The 20,871-nt window shown below is 61.1% G+C and carries 6 protein-coding genes; all 6 read left to right on the top strand.

What is annotated here, in order from left to right:
- Positions 1–984 precede the first annotated feature (984 nt).
- The 6 genes from KUW00_RS10565 to KUW00_RS10540 all read left to right on the top strand — a co-directional run bounded on the left by KUW00_RS10565 (position 985) and on the right by KUW00_RS10540 (position 20,821).
- Positions 985–2,319: a TolC family protein gene (locus KUW00_RS10565; protein ID WP_222516831.1), complete on the top strand. Its 1,335-nt coding sequence runs from the start codon at positions 985–987 to the stop codon at positions 2,317–2,319.
- 11 nt (positions 2,320–2,330) lie between these two features.
- Positions 2,331–3,137, top strand: coding sequence for an efflux RND transporter periplasmic adaptor subunit (locus tag KUW00_RS10560; protein ID WP_222569035.1), 807 nt, complete (start codon positions 2,331–2,333; stop codon positions 3,135–3,137).
- Between the two features lie 408 nt (positions 3,138–3,545).
- The gene (locus KUW00_RS10555; RefSeq protein ID WP_222569034.1) at positions 3,546–4,550 is read left to right on the top strand and encodes an efflux RND transporter periplasmic adaptor subunit; all 1,005 of its coding nucleotides are present in this window, start codon (positions 3,546–3,548) and stop codon (positions 4,548–4,550) included.
- 15 nt (positions 4,551–4,565) lie between these two features.
- Positions 4,566–6,689, top strand: coding sequence for a site-2 protease family protein (locus KUW00_RS10550; RefSeq protein ID WP_222569033.1), 2,124 nt, complete (start codon positions 4,566–4,568; stop codon positions 6,687–6,689).
- Positions 6,690–7,478: 789 nt separating this feature from the next.
- Positions 7,479–18,599 carry an Ig-like domain-containing protein gene (locus tag KUW00_RS10545; protein ID WP_222569032.1) on the top strand — a complete coding sequence of 3,707 codons (11,121 nt, stop codon included), beginning with the start codon at positions 7,479–7,481 and terminating at the stop codon, positions 18,597–18,599.
- The gene (locus KUW00_RS10540) at positions 18,542–20,821 is read left to right on the top strand and encodes an Ig-like domain-containing protein (protein ID WP_315901129.1); all 2,280 of its coding nucleotides are present in this window, start codon (positions 18,542–18,544) and stop codon (positions 20,819–20,821) included. Before KUW00_RS10545 ends, KUW00_RS10540 begins: the two co-directional genes overlap by 58 nt.
- Positions 20,822–20,871: the final 50 nt, after the last annotated feature.

Here is a 20,871-nt window from a genome sequence, read left to right as displayed (position 1 = left end):
AAACTGCCGCGAGACTTCCTCGAGGCCTGATCGCCTTTACCTCTGACAAGCGCCTGCGGACCTGTGCCCGTCAGGCGCTATCCCCTCCTTGTACGACGACAGACAGGCAAGCCGCTGCTGGGCCCGGCATGGAGGTCCCATGTCGCTCAGTGGTTGCGAAGACCCCCGTGTCTATTCCCATTTCCTGTCTTTGATCCCGCTTTGTTTTCCTGGTTGATCCCTACATTCGTGTCCTGACGTTTTCTCCAGGCATTCCTGACTGATCCTGGCTGTCGCGTACTGGTGTTTTCGCTCTAGATGGCTTGGAAATTCACGATGCTGGCTGGTCGCACTTGTCTCGATAAGCGAGGGTTTTGCATCCGATGGCATGCAGCTCGGTCATGCCTTTCTCGCGCTACCTGCTACGTGTATATCCGTACCACGCCAATGAAAAGGAGCATGAAAGGTGTAACAAAAGAGGGCCTTTCTCGCTCGAGGTGACACTCTGTGCATTATCGAAAGTTGTCGGTCGTGACTGTGATCAAGGTCAAGAAACTGGGCCAACCTTTGCGCTCTTCGGGTTTTCATATTGACCCATTGTCCAGCTCTCTGGATAGTTGATTACACGAAGTAACATAAGTTATACGCTCGCTTTCTCGACGTTTGTGCGCTGTTGCAATGTTGGGCGCCTGTCGGTGGCGGCCGGTAGGCAGGTGCGCAACCAGCAGGCAAGACGCGTCACTCTTGAAGGCTGAGGTAATTTCGGCAGGGGGCACAGGGATGGTCGATACAAAGTGTGGAGTGACAGGCCAGAGGGCCTCGTGCTTCGGAAAGCAATATGGAAAGACCTGGGTCGGCGTCGCAACGGCGCTGGTGCTATCCGGCTGCGCTGTCACCCCTCAACCGATGTCGCAACAGGCCAATGAACAACGCGCCGACGACCTGTTGGCGAGGGTCACGGCCAGTCAGGAACCCGTTATTGCCCCAATCGATCTCTATTCGGCAATGGCCCGCGCCATCAAGTACAACCTGGACTATCGGGTGGAAGTGATGGAGCAGGCCCTGCGCACCAAGGAGCTCGATCTGGCGCACTACGATTTGCTGCCCAAGGTGGTCGGCAACCTCAACTTTACCGGACGCGACAATGAACCGGGCAGTTCCAGCATTTCTCTGTTGAGTGGTCAGGAGTCGCTGGAACCTTCGTCATCCAGCGAACGCAACCAGTTGGCGACCGACCTTACCATGAGCTGGGACGTGCTCGATTTTGGCCTGTCCTATGTGCGGGCTCAGCAGAGGGCCGACAGCGTCATGCTGGCCGAGGAAAGCAAGCGCAAGGTCATCCAGCGCATCATCGAGGATGTACGCGCCGCCTACTGGCGAGCGGTCAGCGCAGAACGTCTGTTGGCCAAGACTCGAGAGCTCGAGGAGAGCACACGAAGGGCGCTGGATCAGGCCCACCGTCAGCAGCGCAGTGCTTTGACGGCGCCGCTTCCTGCGCTTAGCTATGAACGTGAACTGCTGACCATTCGCCGCGACCTCGAGTCACTGACGCGGGAGCTGCGGGTGTCCAAGCAGCAGTTGGCGGCGCTGATGAACCTTCCGCCCGAGCAACCCTACCAACTGGTGTTGCCGCCGCGTGACCTGGCCTGGAAAGGGATCGACCTTTCCTACGACACCATGTTGAAGCTGGCGGTGATGAATCGCCCGGAGCTGCGCGAAGTCGCCTACCAATTGCGCAACAACGAGCGCGAGGGCACCACAGCGATTCTGGAAACCTTGCCGAGTCTCAAGCTTTTCGTCGGAGCCAACTATAGCGACGACGACTTTCTCTACAACAGTGACTGGGTCAGCTATGGCGCTCGCGCCAGCTGGAACCTGCTGAAGGTGTTCAGTCTGCCGGCCCGTCAGGATCGTATCGACGCCCAGAGCGATCTGCTCGATGCACGGAGCCTGGCATTGACCATGGCGGTGGCGACTCAGGTATCGGTGACCCGAGCACGCTATGAACTGCGGCGCGGAGAACTCGGCACGGCCAAGCGATTCCTTGAGGTGCAGCGAGCGATCGAGCATCAGGTGGAAGCCGGCTATCGTGCCAGGCACGTCAGCGAACAGACCCTGATTCGCGAACAGATGAATACCCTGCTGGCCGAGGTGCGGATGGATCAGGCGCTGTCGGACCTCCAGGGGGCCTACGCCAATGTCTATACGGCCACAGGCATCGACGCAGTGGATGCCGGCATGAGCAGCAACGAAAGCGTCCTGGAGCTTGCCGATGATCTGCGTGCTCTGTGGGCGCAGCGTGGCGATGCCTTGGCCATTGACGTGGTGGCATCGCCATGAGGGCGCACGGGATGAACAGCAGAAGCCTGGGGGCGGGGCAGTGTGGCCAGCGGACTCGCACGCTCTGGCCGGGACTCGTGCTGGCAGTGCTGCTGTCGGGGGCTGCCCAGGCCAGCGACATGGGCGAGGCCAGAGGCATCCTGAGGGCCGAGCACGAGGCGATACTGTCGAGTCGTCTATCGGCCAGAGTGCTTGAGGTGCCGTTCAAGGAAGGCGACCACTTCGATGCCGATGAGGTACTGGTCGGCTTCGACTGCGCCGGACTCGACGCCGAGTTGCGTGCGACGGAGGCTAAGGCCGCAGCGGAATCCCGCAACGCCGCCATGCAGAACGAACTGTTGCAGATGGGCGCCACCGGACAGGCGGATGCCGACATTGCACGTTTCAAGGTGCGTGAGCAGCGGGCCCGGGTGGCCGCCATCCAGGAGCAACGCAAGGATTGTCAGATCAAGGCGCCTTTTGCCGGGCGAGTGGTTGAGCCCATGGTACGCCCCAACGAGACGCCGGAAGCCAACGCTCCCCTGATCCAGGTGGTGAGTGACGGCGCACTGGAATTGCATATGGTGGTGCCTTCCTGCTGGTTGAGTTGGATGACCCGGGGTAGCGCCTTCGGCTTCGAGGTCGACGAGACCGGCGACAGGCTTGACGCAGAAGTGTCGCGCATCTCGGCTGCCGTCGATCCCGTCAGCCAGACCGTCAAGGTGATCAGCCGAGTGGACAATGCACCGGCACGGGTTCTTCCCGGGATGAGCGGCACCGCGACCTGGCTCTCTAGCGGGGACGGTGAGGGCAGGCGCTGTGGAGTGACCTCCTCATGACGAGTGTGGCGATTGAGCGCCAGTCTACTACCGAGGCGCAACACCCGGTGGCGGAGGGTCAGGCCAGAGCGAGTGGCTCGGAGGTCGGGTCAGGTGGCGAGCGGCTGATTCGTATCGAAGGCGCCTTGCGCCACTGTGACAGCCTCGACCAGCTGTGGTGCCACCTGGCCAATGAGGGGCAGAGCCTGCTCCAGGCTCGCCAGTCACTGGTGTTTTGCCTGTCGGGCAGAAATCGCTGGCGAGTCAAGGCGGTGGGAGGACTCGCGCGGGTGCCTCATGACAGTGCTCAGGTGCTTGCCTACCAGCATCTGGTGGGCAGTGACTGGCGTGAACACCGGGACGAGACGCAACCGCGCTTGCTGGATCTTGCCAACGTCCTGGAAGACGAAAGCATCCCCGCCATGCGCCATGCGCCATGGGCTGTGGATACCGCTAAGCCATGGCGCCCGGCCCATCGGGGTCGGTTGGTTACTGACCCGCGAGCGTGCCTGGGAAACACCGCACCTTGCCCTGGCCAGTCGTCTTGCCCAGGCCTACGGTCACGGCGCCAGCGCGATCCGAGGTCGACGCCGTGTGCCTATTGGGCGAGCACGGGGGGCGCGCGGACTGGCGCTGGCTACGGTGCTGGGCCTGGGGGCAGCCTTGGCGCTGGTGCAGGTACCGCTGACGTCGAGGGCGCCCGCTGAGGTGGTCGCCAGTGATCCGTTTGTCGTGGCGGCACCGATGGCGGGCGTCGTCGACCGCATCCTGGTCGCTCCCGGCGCCCGGGTGGCGCTGGGTGATCCGCTGGTGCAGCTGGTGGACGTGGAGCTACGCAATGACTTCGAAGTTGCCCAGCGCAAGGTTCAGGTGGCCCAGTCCAAGGCGTTGAGGCTACAGCAGGCTGCCATCGCAAGCAGTGAGGCCAAGCGCGAGCTCGCCATCGCTCGCAGCGAGCTGAGAGTTGCCGAAGCCGAGCGAGATTATGCCCATGATCTGCTCGACAAGGCGGTAGTTCGCGCCGAGCGCAGCGGGGTCGCCCTCTATGGCGACCCTCAGGATTGGGTAGGGCGTCCCGTGCGGGTGGGTGAAGCCGTGATGCAGGTAGCGGACCCGGCGGATATTGCCTTCCGGCTAGAAGTGGCGGCCGCCGACGCCGTCACCCTCGAACGTGGGGCCTCGGTGGATGTGTTTCTTGATGCAGCACCCCTCGAACCGGTGTCGGCGGTCGTGGCACGGGCCGCCTACAAGGCCGAAAAGAACGCCAGCGGTATCGCTAATTTCAAGGTAATGGCGATACCGGAAGCGCCGAGCGAAGACGTGCCGCGACTGGGTCTCAGAGGCACGGCGCGAATTCATGGTGAGCCGGTATCACTGTTCTACTATCTGTTCCGGCGCCCGATCGTCACCTTCAGACAGTTGACAGGCGTCTAGGCCGTGGCCAGGGCAATGCAGGACACGTCCGATTCAGCAGAGCAGGAGCTGCTTGGGTCGCTTCGTCAGGAGCTCGAGCTGATCGAAGGTGGGGCAGAACCAGGCAAGGCCGCTCGCTGGAAGATTCATGACCCACTGGCCGGACGGTTTTTCGAGATTGATGCCAGGGTCGTCGATATTCTCGCCTGCTGGTCGGCGGGGACGGTGGAGGCTTTGAGACGACGTCTTGACGCCCGCGGACACGTCGACATCAGCGAAGATGATATTCGCCAGATCCAGCAATTTCTGGATCACAACGACCTGCTCGAGGCCAGCGAAGGCCGCAGCTTCGACAAGGCTCGGCGATATCGTGAGGCCAGCCGGCCATCCTGGTGGAAGTGGCTGCTTCATCACTACCTTTTCGTGCGTATCCCCCTGGTGTATCCAGGGCGAGGGTTGAAGCGCTGCCTACCGCTGGTCGCCATCTTCTTTCATCGAGGCTTTTGGCTCTTCACGGTGATCCTGGGTGTCATTGGCCTCTACCTTGTTTCTCGCCAGTGGGAGAGCTTCTTCACCACCTTGCCGGCGATGTTCAGCGTTTCCGGCGTGGTCGCGTTTTCCCTGAGTCTGGTGCTGGTGAAGACGCTGCATGAGCTTGGCCACGGCTTCTGTGCGACCCGCTTTGGGGTTCGTGTGTCGAGCATGGGGGTGGCGCTGATCGTGATGATGCCGGTGCTGTTTACCGACACCACCGATGCCTGGCGGCTGCCCCGGCGGCGCAAACGTGTGCTGATCGATCTGGCCGGGGTGGCGGTGGAACTGGTCATCGCTGTCTATGCCACTCTGGCCTGGGTTTTTCTACCGGATGGCGCACTGCGCTTCGTGGCCTTCGCGCTTGCCACCACCGGTTGGGTGCTGAGCCTGGCGGTGAACCTCAATCCCCTGATGCGCTTCGATGGCTACTACCTGTTCAGTGACCTGCTCGGCATTGTCAACCTGCAGGAGCGGGGCTTTGCCATGGGGCGCTGGTGGTTGAGGGAAGGGCTTTTCGGTTTTGGCGATACGCCGCCGGAAGCGCTGAGTCGTGCCAAGCGCCGGGTATTGATCGGCTATGCCCTGGCGGTATGGGTGTATCGCTTCTTTCTGTTTCTCGGGATTGCCCTGGTGGTCTACCACCTCTTTTTCAAGGTGCTGGGCGTCTTTCTCTTCAGCGTGGAAATTCTATGGTTCATTGTCATGCCGATACTGCGTGAGCTGATGGTCTGGTGGAAAAGACGCAGGGAGGCCGGCCGGCGCGTTCTGATGACCCTGGCGGTGGCCGCCGGCATCGCTGTCTTCGTTGCCTTGCCTCTGCCTCATCGAATCACGGTGCCGGTGGTGTTCGGTGCCAGTCAACAGGTTCCGGTGTTTGCCCATCGCGCCGCCAGGGTCGAGCAGGTGCTGGTCCGCGTCGGCGATGTCGTCGAGCGGGGGCAGGTACTGGTCAGGCTCGAAGTGCCAGCGTTGCAACAGCGGGAAAGAACGGTGCAGGAACATCTGAATCTGGTGGATAGACGCCTGGACCGACGAAGTGCCGACAACACGGACCTGTCCCAGAGTCTGGTGCTGGAGAGCGAACGGGACATGCAACGCCAGCAGCTCGCTGGACTCACCGATCAACGTCGTCGGCTCGACGTCATCGCCCCCATGGACGGCACGGTGGTTGAGCTTGCCGACTACCTGCATCCGGGCCGCTGGGTCGGCACAGACCTTCGTCTGGCGTTGGTAGCCAGTACGGATCGGCTATCCGCCCGTGGCTACGTCAGCAGCGATGATCTGGGATTGCTGGCGCTCGGTCAGCCTTGTTTTTTTGTCGATGACGAACGTCTCTGGCCGCAGACCCCCATGCACGTCGAGCGAATCGCCGCCGCCGCTTCCCGTTACGTCGATCAGTGGATGTTGGCGTCAGACCACGGCGGGCCCATCGCGGCACGGCCCGATGACCAACGCTCCGTACCGGAAGGTGCGCTATTCGAACTGATGGCGGTCTCTGACCAGGACCAATCGTCGCCGCTCACCGAGCTTCGCGGGGAGCTTCACCTGGAGGGGCAACCGTCGAGCCTGGCAGCCAGCATGGCACGCCGCGTGGCCCAGGTGCTGGTGCGTGAGTGGGGGTCATAGGCGTCGCAGTCATTTAAACCTGACACGTCCAGGTGACGGTCAGCCCGAATTCAAAGAGGGAGATCCGACATGATCAAGGACGACTTACTGATTCGCGAACTCGAAGCCCGGGTGTTGCTGGATGCTGCCAGTACCGCCACCGTCGATAACGTCAAGCAAGCGGCTGACGCCGCGGTCGCAACGACAGATGCGGGCTCCGCGGATCATGATGCAGGCCATGATGTATTGATGAGCGCCCTGCAGCACGTGGAAGCCCAGAAGGGCGGGCGCGAGCGTGCTGCCGGGGGCTCCGACATCGATGGAGATGGCGTCCTGGATGTCGACGATATCGATGATGACGGGGACGGTATTCTCGATTCAGTGGAAGGTGGGTCACAGAAAATAACCTGCAACGGCGTGACGAGCGGCGGGGCTTCTTCGAGTGATCTGGATCGCCTGGTAGACGGGAAAACAAACACTTACTTTATCTCGTCCACTGCAGAGCAAATCAGCGATTTTACGTTCAACTTTGATCCACCCATCGATCGTATCTATGGGATCGATCTGTGGAACAATGCGGGAAGTATACTTAATGATTCGCAATCTATTGGCTCGATAGGTGAGATCAGGTTTTATAATTCTTCCGGGGACTTGATCTATTCAAGCACTCGATATGCTGCCACTAACTCTATCCCCGAAGGGGCGGCGGGTTGGCCACTTCATATGGATATACCGAAAGATATTCACGGCGTGGCAAGTATTCAGTTTTTCAATATTAAAGAGCAGGCGGGAGGTGGATCAGGTATTGCGGTGACAGAAGTCGAATTCTTCGGCAGGATCGACAGTGACGGAGACGGAGCCGCTGATTCTGCTGACCTGGATAGCGACAACGATGGTATCACCGACAACATCGAGGCCCAGTCCAGCAAGGGGTATGTGGCGCCCAGCGGCATCGACAAGGACAAGGATGGCCTGGATGACGCCTACGATGCTGCCACCGCCAATACCTCCGCTACGGCCAGCAAGGGCCTGGCGCCGGTCGATACCGATGGCGACAGCACCACAGACTACCTCGACAGCGACTCCGACGACGACGGCAAGCAGGACATCGCCGAGCGCGACGCTGGGGCCTGGTCCATCACTAGTGAAACCGATACCGATGGCGACGGTCTGCTCGACATCTTCGAGGGAGCGGATGCCAATGATGGCTTTGATGCCAATGACGAGCTGATCAAGAATGGGAACTTTACCCTTTTCGATAGTGACAACGACGTCAGCGCGGATGGGTCGGACGCGGTGCCGAGCGTAGCTGACTTTGACTATCGTGATAGTGCTCGTCTCGACCCGGATGGCGATGGCATCGATAACAGCGTCGATATCGATGATGATAATGATGGGATTATCGACGATAACGAGTATGACTTTAGTCGACCAAACCTGGTTGAGAATGGCGGATTTTCCGGTGGGGATTCCTCCGGTTGGTATTTCAGCGGCTCAGACCTTGTTGATAACAATACTTCAAAGCCTGTTTGGGTTGATAGTACAGGGAACTCATCGCTGACGGGGGGGCTTTTTGATGAGATCAGTCCTGGTGAAAATGGTGGGAATCATAGCCTGGCAAATGCAGCGGATGGCAGCGAGTCACTTGTCTACAAGTTCGGCAAGGAGTTGGCGGCAGGTGACTATCGATACAGCTTCGATCTCACAAAAAGGTATTCACGTGGTTCGGATGGCTATAATATATTTATCTGGGATTTTGATGCCGGGAAGCGCGTCAAGACGCTGGCGTACGGTCTTATCGGCGATCTTCCTGGAGGCGGTAGTTTCAAGACGTTTAGCGGTGTGTTTGATCTGAGCAAGGCCGGCAACTATGGCATCGTGATGGTGGTCGATCAGGACGGGGGCGGAGGAAACGGTGACTACGCCATGGATCGGGTGGCATTTCAATATATTTCAAAGGATACCGATGGTGATGGTATCTGCGATGACAAGGATATCGACAGCGACAACGATGGCATCACCGATAACGTCGAGGCGCAGACGACCCAGGATTATATAAAGCCTTCTGGCACCGATGTCGACAAGGACGGACTCGATGACGCCTACGACAAGGACACCAGCAATACCTCCGCTACGGCCAGCAAGGGGCTGACGCCGGTCGATACCGATGGCGACAGCACAACAGACTATCTCGATCGCGACTCCGACAACGATGGCATGCCGGATATTGCCGAACGCGATGATGGCGCCTGGGCCATCACGGATGCTACCGACACCGATCATGATGGCCTGCTGGATATCTTCGAGGGATCGAATGCCAACGATGGCTATGATGCCAATGATGAGAACCTTGTTGACGGCAACTTCACCCTCGTCGACAGCGACAACGACGTCGCGGCCGACGGCAGCGACGCTTCGCCCCCCGGTTCCGACCTGGATTATCGTGATAGTCAGATTGATACTGATGGTGACGGAATCGCAGATAGCTTGGACATCGATGATGACAATGATGGAATCCTTGATATCAACGAGTGGGGCGAGGGTGTCTCGGGAAATTGGATAGGAACAGACTACTGGGACAACACATCCATCAAGGTGGATGGCGGCGACGTTGTTGTGGGTGAAGCTGGAAATATGTTCGATGGTGATGAATCGAGTGGAAGCTCGGTATATATCGATACAGGAGGTAGAGTAGGGGAGCTCAATCCGCCAATAGTGATATCTGTCTCTGTAGCAGATTCCTTGTCAGATGCTGGTTTGACGGTCGATCAATTTTATATTGCCAATGATCGCGGTATTGTTGGTGATGGGATAAGATCAGCTACTATCAGGGTGTATGGGAAGGATGGGCTGCTGGGCGAGGAAGTTTTAGCGAATATTGGTGGTGATAATACGAGTACGCACGATATTTATAACTTTAGTCATGTGTATCGCGGCGTTCTCCGGTTTGAAGTTGTTATCACGAGTACCTATGAAACTGGCCCCTCAATAAAAGGATATAAGCTTCAGCTAAGGGAATTGGGGCTTGCCAGTTCCGGCAACCATGCGGCCTACAGGGACAGTGATAAAGACGGCGTCTTTGATCACCTGGATATCGACAGTGACAATGATGGCATCACCGACAATGTCGAGGCGCAGACGACCCAGGATTATATAAAACCTTCTGGCACCGATGCCGACAAGGACGGGCTCGATGACGCCTACGACAAGGACACCAGCAATACCACCGCTACTGCCAGCAAAGGGCTGACGCCGGTCGATACCGATGGCGACAGCACGGCAGACTACCTCGATCGCGACTCCGACAACGACGGCAAGCTGGATATCGCCGAGCGCGACGATGGCGCAACGTCGCTCAGTGACAGCACCGATACCGACGGCGACGGGCTCCTCGACATCTTCGAGGGATCGGACGCCAACGATGGCTTTGATGCCAATGATGAGAACCTTGTTGACGGCAACTTTGGGCTCTCTGACGACGACAACGATATCGCAGCAGACGGTAGCGACGCCTCGCCACCCGGTTTCGACCTGGACTACCGTGACAGCATCGATCCGCCGACGGCGGTGGAAGACGCCGGGAAGACCAATGAGGATGTGGCGCTGGTGGTCACCAAGGATAAGGGCTTGTTATCCAACGATACCCTGGCGGGGGCCACCGAAATCGCCTCGGCGGCCATCGACACCGACGGTGACGGCGTGGCCGATACCGCCCTGGTACTGGGGCAGGCCAATACCGTCAAGGACAGTGACGGCAATGTCATCGGCAAGCTGACGCTGGCCAAGGATGGCTCCTACCGGTTCGATCCGGTGGCGAACTTTTTCGGTGCACTGCCGATCATCAGCTACACCCTGAAGGGATCCGGAGGCTACGCCAGTTCGACGCTTACGATTACGGTGAACGCCGTCAATGATGCCCCTGTGGTCACCAACGACAGGGGCGATGCCAAGGAAGACGAGACGCTGAGTGTCGACAAGAGCGAAGGACTTCTGGCCAATGACAGCGATGTGGACGGGGATAGTCTGGCCATCTCCGGTTTCAGCGTGGCCGGAGTCACCGGCAGCTTCGCTGCGGGTGAGACCGCCAGCATCCCCGGCAAGGGGACGCTAACGCTCAACGCAGATGGCTCCTACAGCTTTACCCCGGCGCCCAACTACCACGGCAGTGTCCCGGAGATCACCTACACCGTCAGCGACGGCAAGGGCGGGACCTCCAGCGGTTCCCTGACCATTACGGTTGCCTCGGTGGAAGACAGCGTGTCACTTGGCGGCCTCGGGGATGGCAGCGACGGCAGCGATGGCAGCGTCAACGAATCGGCCTTGACCGGGGGCTCTGCCGCCGGCGGCAGTGGTAGTGTGCACACGGGCTCCTTTACCCTGGGGCCTGCCTCGAGCCTCGACAGCCTGACCATCGGTGTCACGATGATAACCCGGGCACAGCTGGAGGCCAGTGGCACCACCGCGATCACCATCACGGGTAGCTACGGTGAGCTGTCGATTAACGGCTATGACAGCGATACCGGGGTCGTGTCCTACCGCTACGTCCTGTCGTCCGTCGCCGATCATGGGTCGGATCCGGTCCTGGACAGCTTTACCATCGGCACCACCGACAGCGATGGCGACGAGACCTACAACGCAGGCACGCTGGCCATCCTGGTGGTCGATGACGTATCGACCGCCAAGGCAGACCAGGGCAGCGTCGACGAGGACGCCAGCGGCGGCAGTTCGCTGACGGGCAATGTCGTTTCCAATGACACCCTGGGGGCCGATGGGGCCGCCGACAGCGGTGCACTCAGCGCGGTCGGCAAGGGCGAGGCTGCGCCTTCGGGGGGTGTGGGCAGCAGCATTGCCGGTGACTACGGTAGCCTGGTGATGGACGCCAGTGGCAAGTACCTCTACACCCTGGACAACGCCAACGCTACGGTCAACGGCCTGCAGAAGGGGCAAACCCTCACCGAGACCTTTACCTATCAGATCACCGACGCTGACGGCGATACCAGCACGGCGACCCTGACCATCACCATCAAGGGCGCCAACGACGCCCCGACAGCGGAGGATATCACCGCCAAGTGTGCAGAGGACGGCGAGACCACGGGCACCATCGTCGGCGAGGACCCTGATGGTGACTCCTTGAGCTTTACCCTTGATGCTCAGCCCGAGGGGGGAACCGTCACCCTCGACGAGGACACCGGCGCCTTCACCTTCGTGCCGGACGCCAACGTCAACGGCGACATCACCTTCAGCGTCACGGTGGATGACGGCCACGGCGGCAAGACCCAGGTAGAGGTGACGGTCAAGGTTAGTGCGGTCAATGATGTGCCGGTCGCGTCAGACGACAGCGCCAGCACAGCGGAGGACACCCCCTTGATCGTTGGCAAGGACGAGGGCGTGCTGAGTAATGACAGTGATATCGATGGCGATGCCTTGTCGGTGGCAAGCTTCAGCGTCGAGGGGCTGACGGGCACTTTCACGGCAGGGGAAACCGCTACCATTGCCGGGGTGGGGACCCTGACCTTGAACGCCGATGGTTCCTACCGCTTCGATCCCGCGCTCAACTACCATGGCAGCGTACCCAAGGTGACCTATGTGCTCAGCGACGGGCACGTCAGCGACACCGCCACCCTCAGCATCACGGTCGATTCGGTCGACGATAGCGTGTCGGTGGGCGGGCTCGGTGATGGCGGGGACGGCGTCGACGGAGAGGTCAAGGAGTCAGGGTTGGTCGATGCCGAGGGCACAGGACTGACCCACGACGGCACCTTTACGCTGGGTCCGGCGGACAGCCTGGCGAGCTTTACCCTGGGTGGTTCAACCATAACGCTGGCCCAGCTCGAGGCCAGTGCCACGACGCCGATCAAGGTAAGCGGCAGCCACGGGACCCTGACGATCAAGGGCTATGATCGCCAGACCGGGACGCTGAGCTATCGCTACACCCTGACTTCCGCCGCCGACCACTCAAGTGGTGCGGTGAAGGACAGCTTTACCATCGATGTGACCGATGTCGAGGGAGATATCACCAGGGGTATCGGTACCCTGTCGATCCGCATCACCGATGATGCGCCGTCGGCCACCGCCGATACCGGTTCGGTGACCGAGGACGGCGCCGCCTCCACAGGCAACGTTCTGAGCAACGACCGGCAGGGCGCTGATGGCAGCAAGGTGTCAAAGGTGGGTGTTGCCGAATCCACCGATGGGGGAAGCGTCGGCAGCGCCCTTGTGGGCAGCTTCGGCACCCTGACGCTCAACGCCGATGGCAGCTATGTCTATGCGCTGGACAACACCAACGCCATGGTCAATGCACTGCAGCAGGGCGAGACCCTGACCGAAACCTACAGCTACCAGATCATCGACGCCGACGGCGATACCAGCACCGTCACCCTGACCATTACCATCAAGGGGGCCAACGATGCACCGACCGCCTCGGTCGACGCCTTGACCACATCGGAAGATACGCCGGTGGACGGCAGCATCGTGGCCGAGGACGTGGATGGCGATAACCTGTCCTTTGATCTGGTCGCCCAGCCGGAAGGCGGTACCGTCAGCCTGAGTGAGGATGGCAGTTTCACCTTCACTCCCGACGCCAACGTCAATGGTGACATTACCTTCAGCGTAACCGTCTCCGACGGCAACGGAGGCACCGTCACCGTCGAGGTCAGCGTCACGGTGACGCCGGTCAATGACGCCCCGACGGTGGTGGATGACAAGGCCGAGACCAACGAAGACACGACACTCGAGGTCGCCAAGGACAAGGGGGTACTGGCCAACGATGCTGATGTGGAAGGCGATAGCCTGAGCGTCAGCGGCTTCAGTGTCGAGGGCGTGACGGGCAGCTTCAAGGCGGGCGAAACCGCCACCATTGCCGGGGTGGGGACCCTGACCCTGAACGCCGACGGTTCCTATACCTTCGTGCCGGCGACCAACTACAACGGCAGCGTGCCGAAGGTCACCTACAGCGTCAGTGATGGAAACGGCGGGACCACCAGCGGTGCGCTGGCTATCACAGTCAAGCCGGTGGATGACGAGGTCAGCCTGGGCGGGCTTGGCGATGGCAACGATGGCAGTGACGGCAACGCCATGACCGACGGCTCTGTCAAGGAGTCGGGCCTGACCGGTGGCTCGGATGTGGCGGGCGGCGGGATATCCCACAGCGGCAGCTTCACGCTGGGGCCCGCCGATAGTCTGGCAAGCCTGTCCATTGGCACTACATCGATTACTCGGGCGCAGCTGGAGGCCAGCGCCACCACCCCGATCAAGATCAACGGCACCCATGGTCGGCTGACCATCACCGGCTACGACCAGAAGACCGGTATCGTCAGCTACACCTTCACACTGACCACCAATGCCAGCCATGGCGATGGTGCGATCCACGAAAGTTTCGTCATTGGGGTGACCGACGTCGAGGGAGATGTCACCGCCAATGCGGGCACTCTGACCATCGCCATCATCGACGATGCACCGGTGGCCAAGGCCGATACCGGCCAGGCCGTGGAGGACGGTGGCAACATCAGCGGCTCGGTCATCGGCAACGATCTGGCTGGAGCCGATGGTGCCCCCAGCAAGGGGCTGGTCAATGCGGTGGGCAGCGGCAAGGAATCGCCGAGCGGCGGTGTCGGCAGCAGCGTCGCCGGTAGTTACGGTAGCCTTATCCTCGATGCCAACGGCAACTACCTCTACAAACTCGATAGCACGAACACTGAGGTGAACGCGCTGGCGGTGGGGGCGCACCTGACCGAGGTCTTTACCTATCAGATCATCGATGCCGATGGTGATACCAGTACAGCGACCCTGACCATCACCATCATGGGCGCGAACGATGCCCCTGTGGCCAGCGTGGATGCGATATCCACGCCTGAAGACACGCCGGTCTCCGGCAAGATCACCGCCAGCGACGTGGATGGCGATTCGCTGTCCTTCGATCTGGTGGCCCAGCCGGACGGGGGCACGGTCTCACTGAATGAAGACGGCAGCTTCACCTTTACCCCCGACGCCAACGTCAACGGTGATGTCAGCTTCAGCGTCACGGTAGACGACGGTCACGGCGGTACCACCACGGTGGAGGTCACGGTTGCGGTGGATGCGGTCAACGATATCCCTGTCGCCAAACCGGACACCAACAGCACGAGTGAAGACACCCCCCTTGTGGTGAACAAGGACAATGGGGTACTGGCCAACGACAGCGATGTGGATGGTGACAGTCTCAGCGTCAGCGGCTTTTCCATCGAGGGCGTGACGGGAACCTTCGAGCCGGGCGAGACGGTCGCCATCGAGGGCGTCGGCAAATTCACCTTGAACGCCGATGGCTCCTACCGCTTCGAGCCGGAGCTGAACTACCACGGTGACGTGCCAAAGATCAGCTACAGCGTCAGCGATGGTGCCGGCGGAACTACCACCGGAACGCTCCAGCTCACCGTCGAGGCGGTCGACGACAAGGTCACCGTCGGTGGTCTGGGCGATGGTAGTGATGACGGTGATGGTGCCAACGATGGACAGGTCAGCGAGTCCGGCCTGGCGGGGGGGACCGGTACCCTGGGTAGTGGCGTCTCCCATACCGGCAGCTTCACCCTGGGACCGGCGGACAGCCTCGCCAGTATCAGCCTTGGCGGAACCACCTTGACGCTTGACCAGCTGGTCAACAGTGCCGGTACGCCGATCAGGATCCAGGGTGGCCACGGCGAGCTGGTGATCAATGGCTACGACAGGGCCAGTGGCACGGTCAGCTATATCTATACCCTCACGGCACACGCCGACCATAGCCAGGGGCCTGTCAGTGACGATTTTGCGATCGCCGTCACCGACGTCGAGGGTGACGTCACTGCGGATGCCGGTACCCTGTCGATCGCCATACTCGATGATGCACCGAAGGCCGTGAACGACGTCGACGACGCGATCAACAAGCCGAATCAACCCAGCAGCATCGCCGATGGAAACGTCTTGACCGGAGACGGAGGCGACGATCCCGATGCCATGGACGGTGACGCCGATCTCCTGGGCGGTGACGGTGGCACGGTCAGTGCAGTGGGGGCAGGATCAGATGGGCCGTCGGCGTCCCATATCGGACAGGGGCTTCAGGGCGAATACGGCACCCTTGTCCTGAACGCCGACGGCAGCTACCGCTATGTACCCGATTTCGACTCGGACACGGTCAAGGGGCTGCCTGCCGGGCGACACGTTTCAGACACCTTTACCTACCAGATCACCGATCCTGACGGAGATACGGCCACCGCTACCCTGACCATTCGCATCTACGGCACGACGGCGGTCGTTGGCACGGAAGGGGGCGAGGTAGACGAAGCTCAACTCAACACGGATGGCGCCACCGGCACAGACCCTGGAGACTCGGGTGAGGTGATCTACGAGGGATCATTCTCGGTGGTGGACCGAGTGGAGCAGCAGCTCGAGACCCTGACCATCGGCGACACGAGTTTCACCCCGAGCGAGTTGGCAGCGTTGTCCGCCGACAATCCGTCGGTACGCATCGAGACCGATCACGGCTATTTCGAGATTATCGGCTACCAGCTAGGCGACGGCACCGACGTGCGGGAAAACACCGTGACGTTTCGTTTCGTGCTGACCGAGCAGGCCGATCACTCCGGAGGCGCGGTGTTCGACCACGTCGAGGTGTCGATGACCGATACCTTCGGCAACGACACCAAGGGTTACGGCAAGGACCTCAAGGTCGAGATTCTCGATGACGCGCCGATCGCCGCCAAGGACAGCGTCAGCGTCGCCGAGGACGGCGATGCCGGCGCCGGTAGTGTGTTGACCAATGACCGCGAGGGTGCCGATGGAGACGTCACGGTGACGGCGTCGGGCCCGGGCTCCAGCGTCAGCTCAGACGGTGTCGGTAGCGAGGTTGTCGGCAAATACGGCAGTCTGACCCTGGCCGCTGACGGCAGCTATATCTACACCCTGGACAACACCAATACGGAGGTCGATAGCCTCAAATCGGGTGGTTCGCTGACCGAGATCTTCAGCTATCAGATCACCGACGCCGACGGCAGCACGTCCACCGTGACTCTGACCATCACCATCGAGGGGGCCAACGACGCGCCGACGGCCAGCGTCGATGCATTGACGACCCAGGAGGATACCCCGGTCAGCGGTACCATCGAGGCCAGTGACGTTGAAGGAGATGACCTCAGCTTCGATCTGGTCGCGCAGCCCGACGGGGGCAAGGTCACGCTCAACGACGATGGCACTTTTACCTTCACCCCCGACGACAACGTCAATGGCGATATCACCTTCAAGGTCACGGTTTCCGATGGCAATGGCGGTACCACCACTGTCGAGGTCACGGTCAAGGTGGAGGCGGTCAATGATCTACCGAAGGTGACCGGCGAGACCGCCAGTACCCCCGAGGACACGCCGCTTGACTCGTCGAGCGACGACAGTCTGCCTGGTCTGCTCGACAACGACAGTGACATCGAGACCGATCACGACAGCCTGGTGGTCGTGGACGTTCGCGTCGACGGCATGAGCGAGAGCATCGATGTCGGTGAGACCGTCACCATCGATGGTGTCGGCAAGCTGACGGTGGAGGCCGATGGTGTCTGGCGATTCGAACCGGCACTCAACTACCACGGCAAGGTACCAACGATCACCTACACCGTCAGCGATGGCGAGGGTGGGACCAGCACCGCCACCCTGGACATCACGGTCACGCCGGTGGATGACCAGGTCAACCTGGGCGGCCTGGGCGACGGTAACGATGGCAGCGAGGGAGGCAACATCAGTGACGGCTCCGTCAGCGAGGCCGGCCTGGCCGGGGGCAGCGATGAAGGTAACGGGCTGATCCATAGTGGCAGCTTTACCCTGGGGCCGGCGGACAGCCTGGCGAGCTTTACCCTGGGCAGTCGCAGCATCAGCCTTGCCGAGCTCGAGGCCAGCGCGTCGTCACCCATCGCGATCGAGGGCCGCTACGGCACCTTGACCATCGAAGGCTACGATCGCGCCACCGGTTCGGTCAGCTACCGCTATCTGCTGACCTCAAACGCAGATCACTCCAACGAGCCGGTCAGCGACGACTTCATGATCAGCGTGACCGACGTGGAGGGTGAGGTCACCGCCGACGCCGGGACGCTGGTGATCGACATCGACGATGATAGTCCGAGTGCGACCAATGACAGCGGCGTAGTCGTCGAGGACGGTGCTGCCGGCGCAGGCAGCGTCTGGGCCAATGATCGCCCGGGTGCCGATGGTGCGGATGCCAATGGGGCGGTGGTCGGGGTAGGTGTGGAAGGCGGAAGTCTCGATGGGGCCACCGGCGTCTCGCTAGAGGGGAGCTACGGCAGCCTGATCCTCAACGCCGATGGCAGCTATAGCTATACGTTGGACAACACCAATGGCGAGGTGGACGGGCTCCAGGTCGGTGACACGCGGACCGACACGTTCAGCTATCAGATTCGCGACGCCGACGGCGATCTCGCCACCGCCACCTTGACGATCACCATTCGTGGAGCCAACGACGCGCCGGAGGCTTCTGCGGAAAAGGTGACCGCCAGCGAGGATACTCCGGTGGATGGCAAGATCATCGCCACCGACGTCGATGACGATGAGCTCACCTTCAGTCTGGATGCGCAGCCTGAGGGTGGCACCGTTAGCCTCGATGAGGAAGGTAACTTTACCTTTACCCCGGATGCCAACTTCAACGGCGACACCAGCTTCACCGTCACCGTGACCGACCCTTCCGGTGCCACCGTCACGGTGGAGGTCGATGTCTCGGTGACACCGGTCAATGACGCGCCGTCCGCCAAGAACGACCAGGCCACGATCGCCGAGGACACGCCTCTGACGGTCGCCGCCGAAGACGGCCTGCTGGCCAACGATAGCGATATCGAGGGCGATAGCCTCAGTGTTACGGGCTTCACGATGGTATCGAGGGAACCTTCCTGGCAGGGCAGACCGCCGTCATCGAAGGCGTCGGCGAGCTGACCATCAGCGCCAATGGCAGCTACCGTTTCGTGCCGGCGCTGAACTACAACGGCGAAGTGCCACTGGTCACCTACACCGTCAGTGACGATGGGGGCGCGACCTCCGACGCGAGCCTGAGCATTTCGGTCACGGCGGTGGACGACAAGGTGACTGTCGGTGGGCTGGGGGATGGAGGCGGTGAGCCAGGAGGGGGCGATTCAGCAGGCGACGCCACCACCGATGGGTCGGTTGACGAGGCCGGTCTGACAGGAGGCAGCCACGAGGGCTTGGGCCTGAGCCACAGTGGCACCTTTACCCTTGGACCAGCCGACAGTCTGTCCAGCCTGACCCAGGGGGGAAGCACCATCAGCCTGGATCAGCTCAAGGACTGTGGTAGCCATCCCATCGAGGTGACCGGCGATCACGGCACCCTGGTGCTGCGCTACTACGACCCCGCCACCGGAGAGGTGAGCTATACCTACTATCTGGCCTCGAGGGCCGATCACTCCGGCGGCGCGGTCAACGACAGCTTCGCCATCGGCGTCACCGACGTGGAGGGCGAGACCACCGCCAACATTGGTACCCTGGCCATCGCCATCATCGATGATGGTCCTGGCACCGGCAATGACCGTGGTGAGGTGAGCGAGGAAGGCTCAGAGCCGGGAAGCGACTGCAGCGGTAACGTCCTCCTCAATGACCACTATGGTGTCGATGACGTTGCGGTGGATGGCGGGGTCACGGCGGTCGGGTCAGGTCAGTCATCGCCCGAAGGTGGCGTTGGCGAGCCGGTGGAGGGCCGTTACGGTAGCCTGGTGCTGAACGCGGACGGCAGCTATTCCTATACGCTGGACAACAGCAACCCGGTGGTGGACGCGCTCAAACCGGGGCAGACGCTCACCGAGACCTTCAGCTACACCATCACCGACAGCGATGGCAGTGTTTCGACCGCGACGCTGACGATCAGCGTTCTCGGCGCCAACGACGCCCCTGTCGCCAGCGTAGATCCCATCGTCACCACCGAGGATACCCCGGTCGAGGGGCGTGTCGTCGCCACCGACGTGGACAATGACGACCTGACCTTCCGTCTCGACCATCAACCGGGCGGCGGCAGCGTCACGCTCAATGAGGATGGCACCTTCACCTTTGTGCCCGATCCCGACGTCAGTGGCGATATCAGCTTCAGCGTGACCGTGACCGACGCCAGCGGTGCCACCACTACCGTGGTAGTCACCGTCTCGGTTGAGCCGGTCAATGACGCCCCTGTGGCCAGTGCCGATCCTATCGTCACCGGTAGCGGTGAAGCCGCCGCTGGTCAGGTGGTGGCATCGGACGTTGAAGGGGATGATCTCACCTTCGCGCTGGATGACGGTCCTCGACACGGTCAGCTTACCCTGAACCCGGATGGATCCTTCGTCTATGTGCCGGAAGCAGGCTTCTCCGGCAGCGACAGCTTTGTCGTCGCGGTGTCGGACGGGCAGGGCGGTGTAACCTACGTGACCGTCTCGGTGACGGTGGAGCCCCTCAATAGCTTGTATATCGGTGACCGTGCGCCCGAAGTCCCGTCGCAGGATGTCGAGTCGGATGCTGAAGGGCCCTTGATGCATGCCGATGGCATGGTCGATGAGGTGGTCAATCAGTACGGAGGCCTTGGTGGCCTTGCCGACCTGTCTGCGGATGGGGCAGTAAGAGCGGCGGTACACGGCATCTCGGCGCTGACCGACGCTGAAATGGAGGTGGTAAACAAGGATCAGCCGAGAGAATCCAGCGCCTGGAACTCCTCGATGCTGCAGGAAGCCAGGTCGCTGGCTCATCCCGGTGAGGTGCGAGCGACGTCGTGGGCAAGCAGCGATGGCCGAGCGACGCTGGAGGCTCTGGTCGAGAACGAGCGGGCGTGGCTCAAGCTGCCGGAAGGGCAACGCGACATCAAGGTGTCATTACCCGGGGGACGAGCCTTGCCGGACTGGATTCAGCGTCCCTCGATCGGTCAGTTGCTGATCGAACGCTCGGCGGCGCTGGAAAAGGTGACGCTGGATATCGATAGCCGAGGCAGTGAAGGGGAAGCACATCACTATCGCCTGGTGCTGGACCTGGACAAGGTGCGGCTGGAGGTGAGTGAAGGTGAGCCATCGTTCCCTGTGGCCGCGCCAGGCTTCAGCGAGCAGCTCAGTCGGGCCCATCACCGGTCGAATGACCTGGACCCGAATCTGCTTGAGGCATTGTCGCTGCTGACCGAGCACGATTGACGGTTAGCCAGGCCGTCACAAGCAGGAAACTTGGCGGACAGGGGGCCTCC

The sequence above is a fragment of the Halomonas sp. DP5N14-9 genome (assembly GCF_019802175.1).
Taxonomy (GTDB): Bacteria; Pseudomonadota; Gammaproteobacteria; order Pseudomonadales; family Halomonadaceae; genus Halomonas; species Halomonas litopenaei.
The sequence above is the reverse complement of the archived record's forward strand: the minus strand, read 5'-3'. Positions and strand labels throughout refer to the sequence as shown.

Excerpts from the sequence above, each read along its gene's own strand:
- KUW00_RS10565 (WP_222516831.1), top strand. The coding sequence starts at position 985 with ATGGCCCGCGCCATCAAGTACAACCTGGACTATCGGGTGGAAGTGATG.
- KUW00_RS10560 (WP_222569035.1), top strand. The coding sequence starts at position 2,331 with ATGAACAGCAGAAGCCTGGGGGCGGGGCAGTGTGGCCAGCGGACTCGC.
- KUW00_RS10555 (WP_222569034.1), top strand. The coding sequence starts at position 3,546 with ATGCGCCATGGGCTGTGGATACCGCTAAGCCATGGCGCCCGGCCCATC.
- KUW00_RS10550 (WP_222569033.1), top strand. The coding sequence starts at position 4,566 with ATGCAGGACACGTCCGATTCAGCAGAGCAGGAGCTGCTTGGGTCGCTT.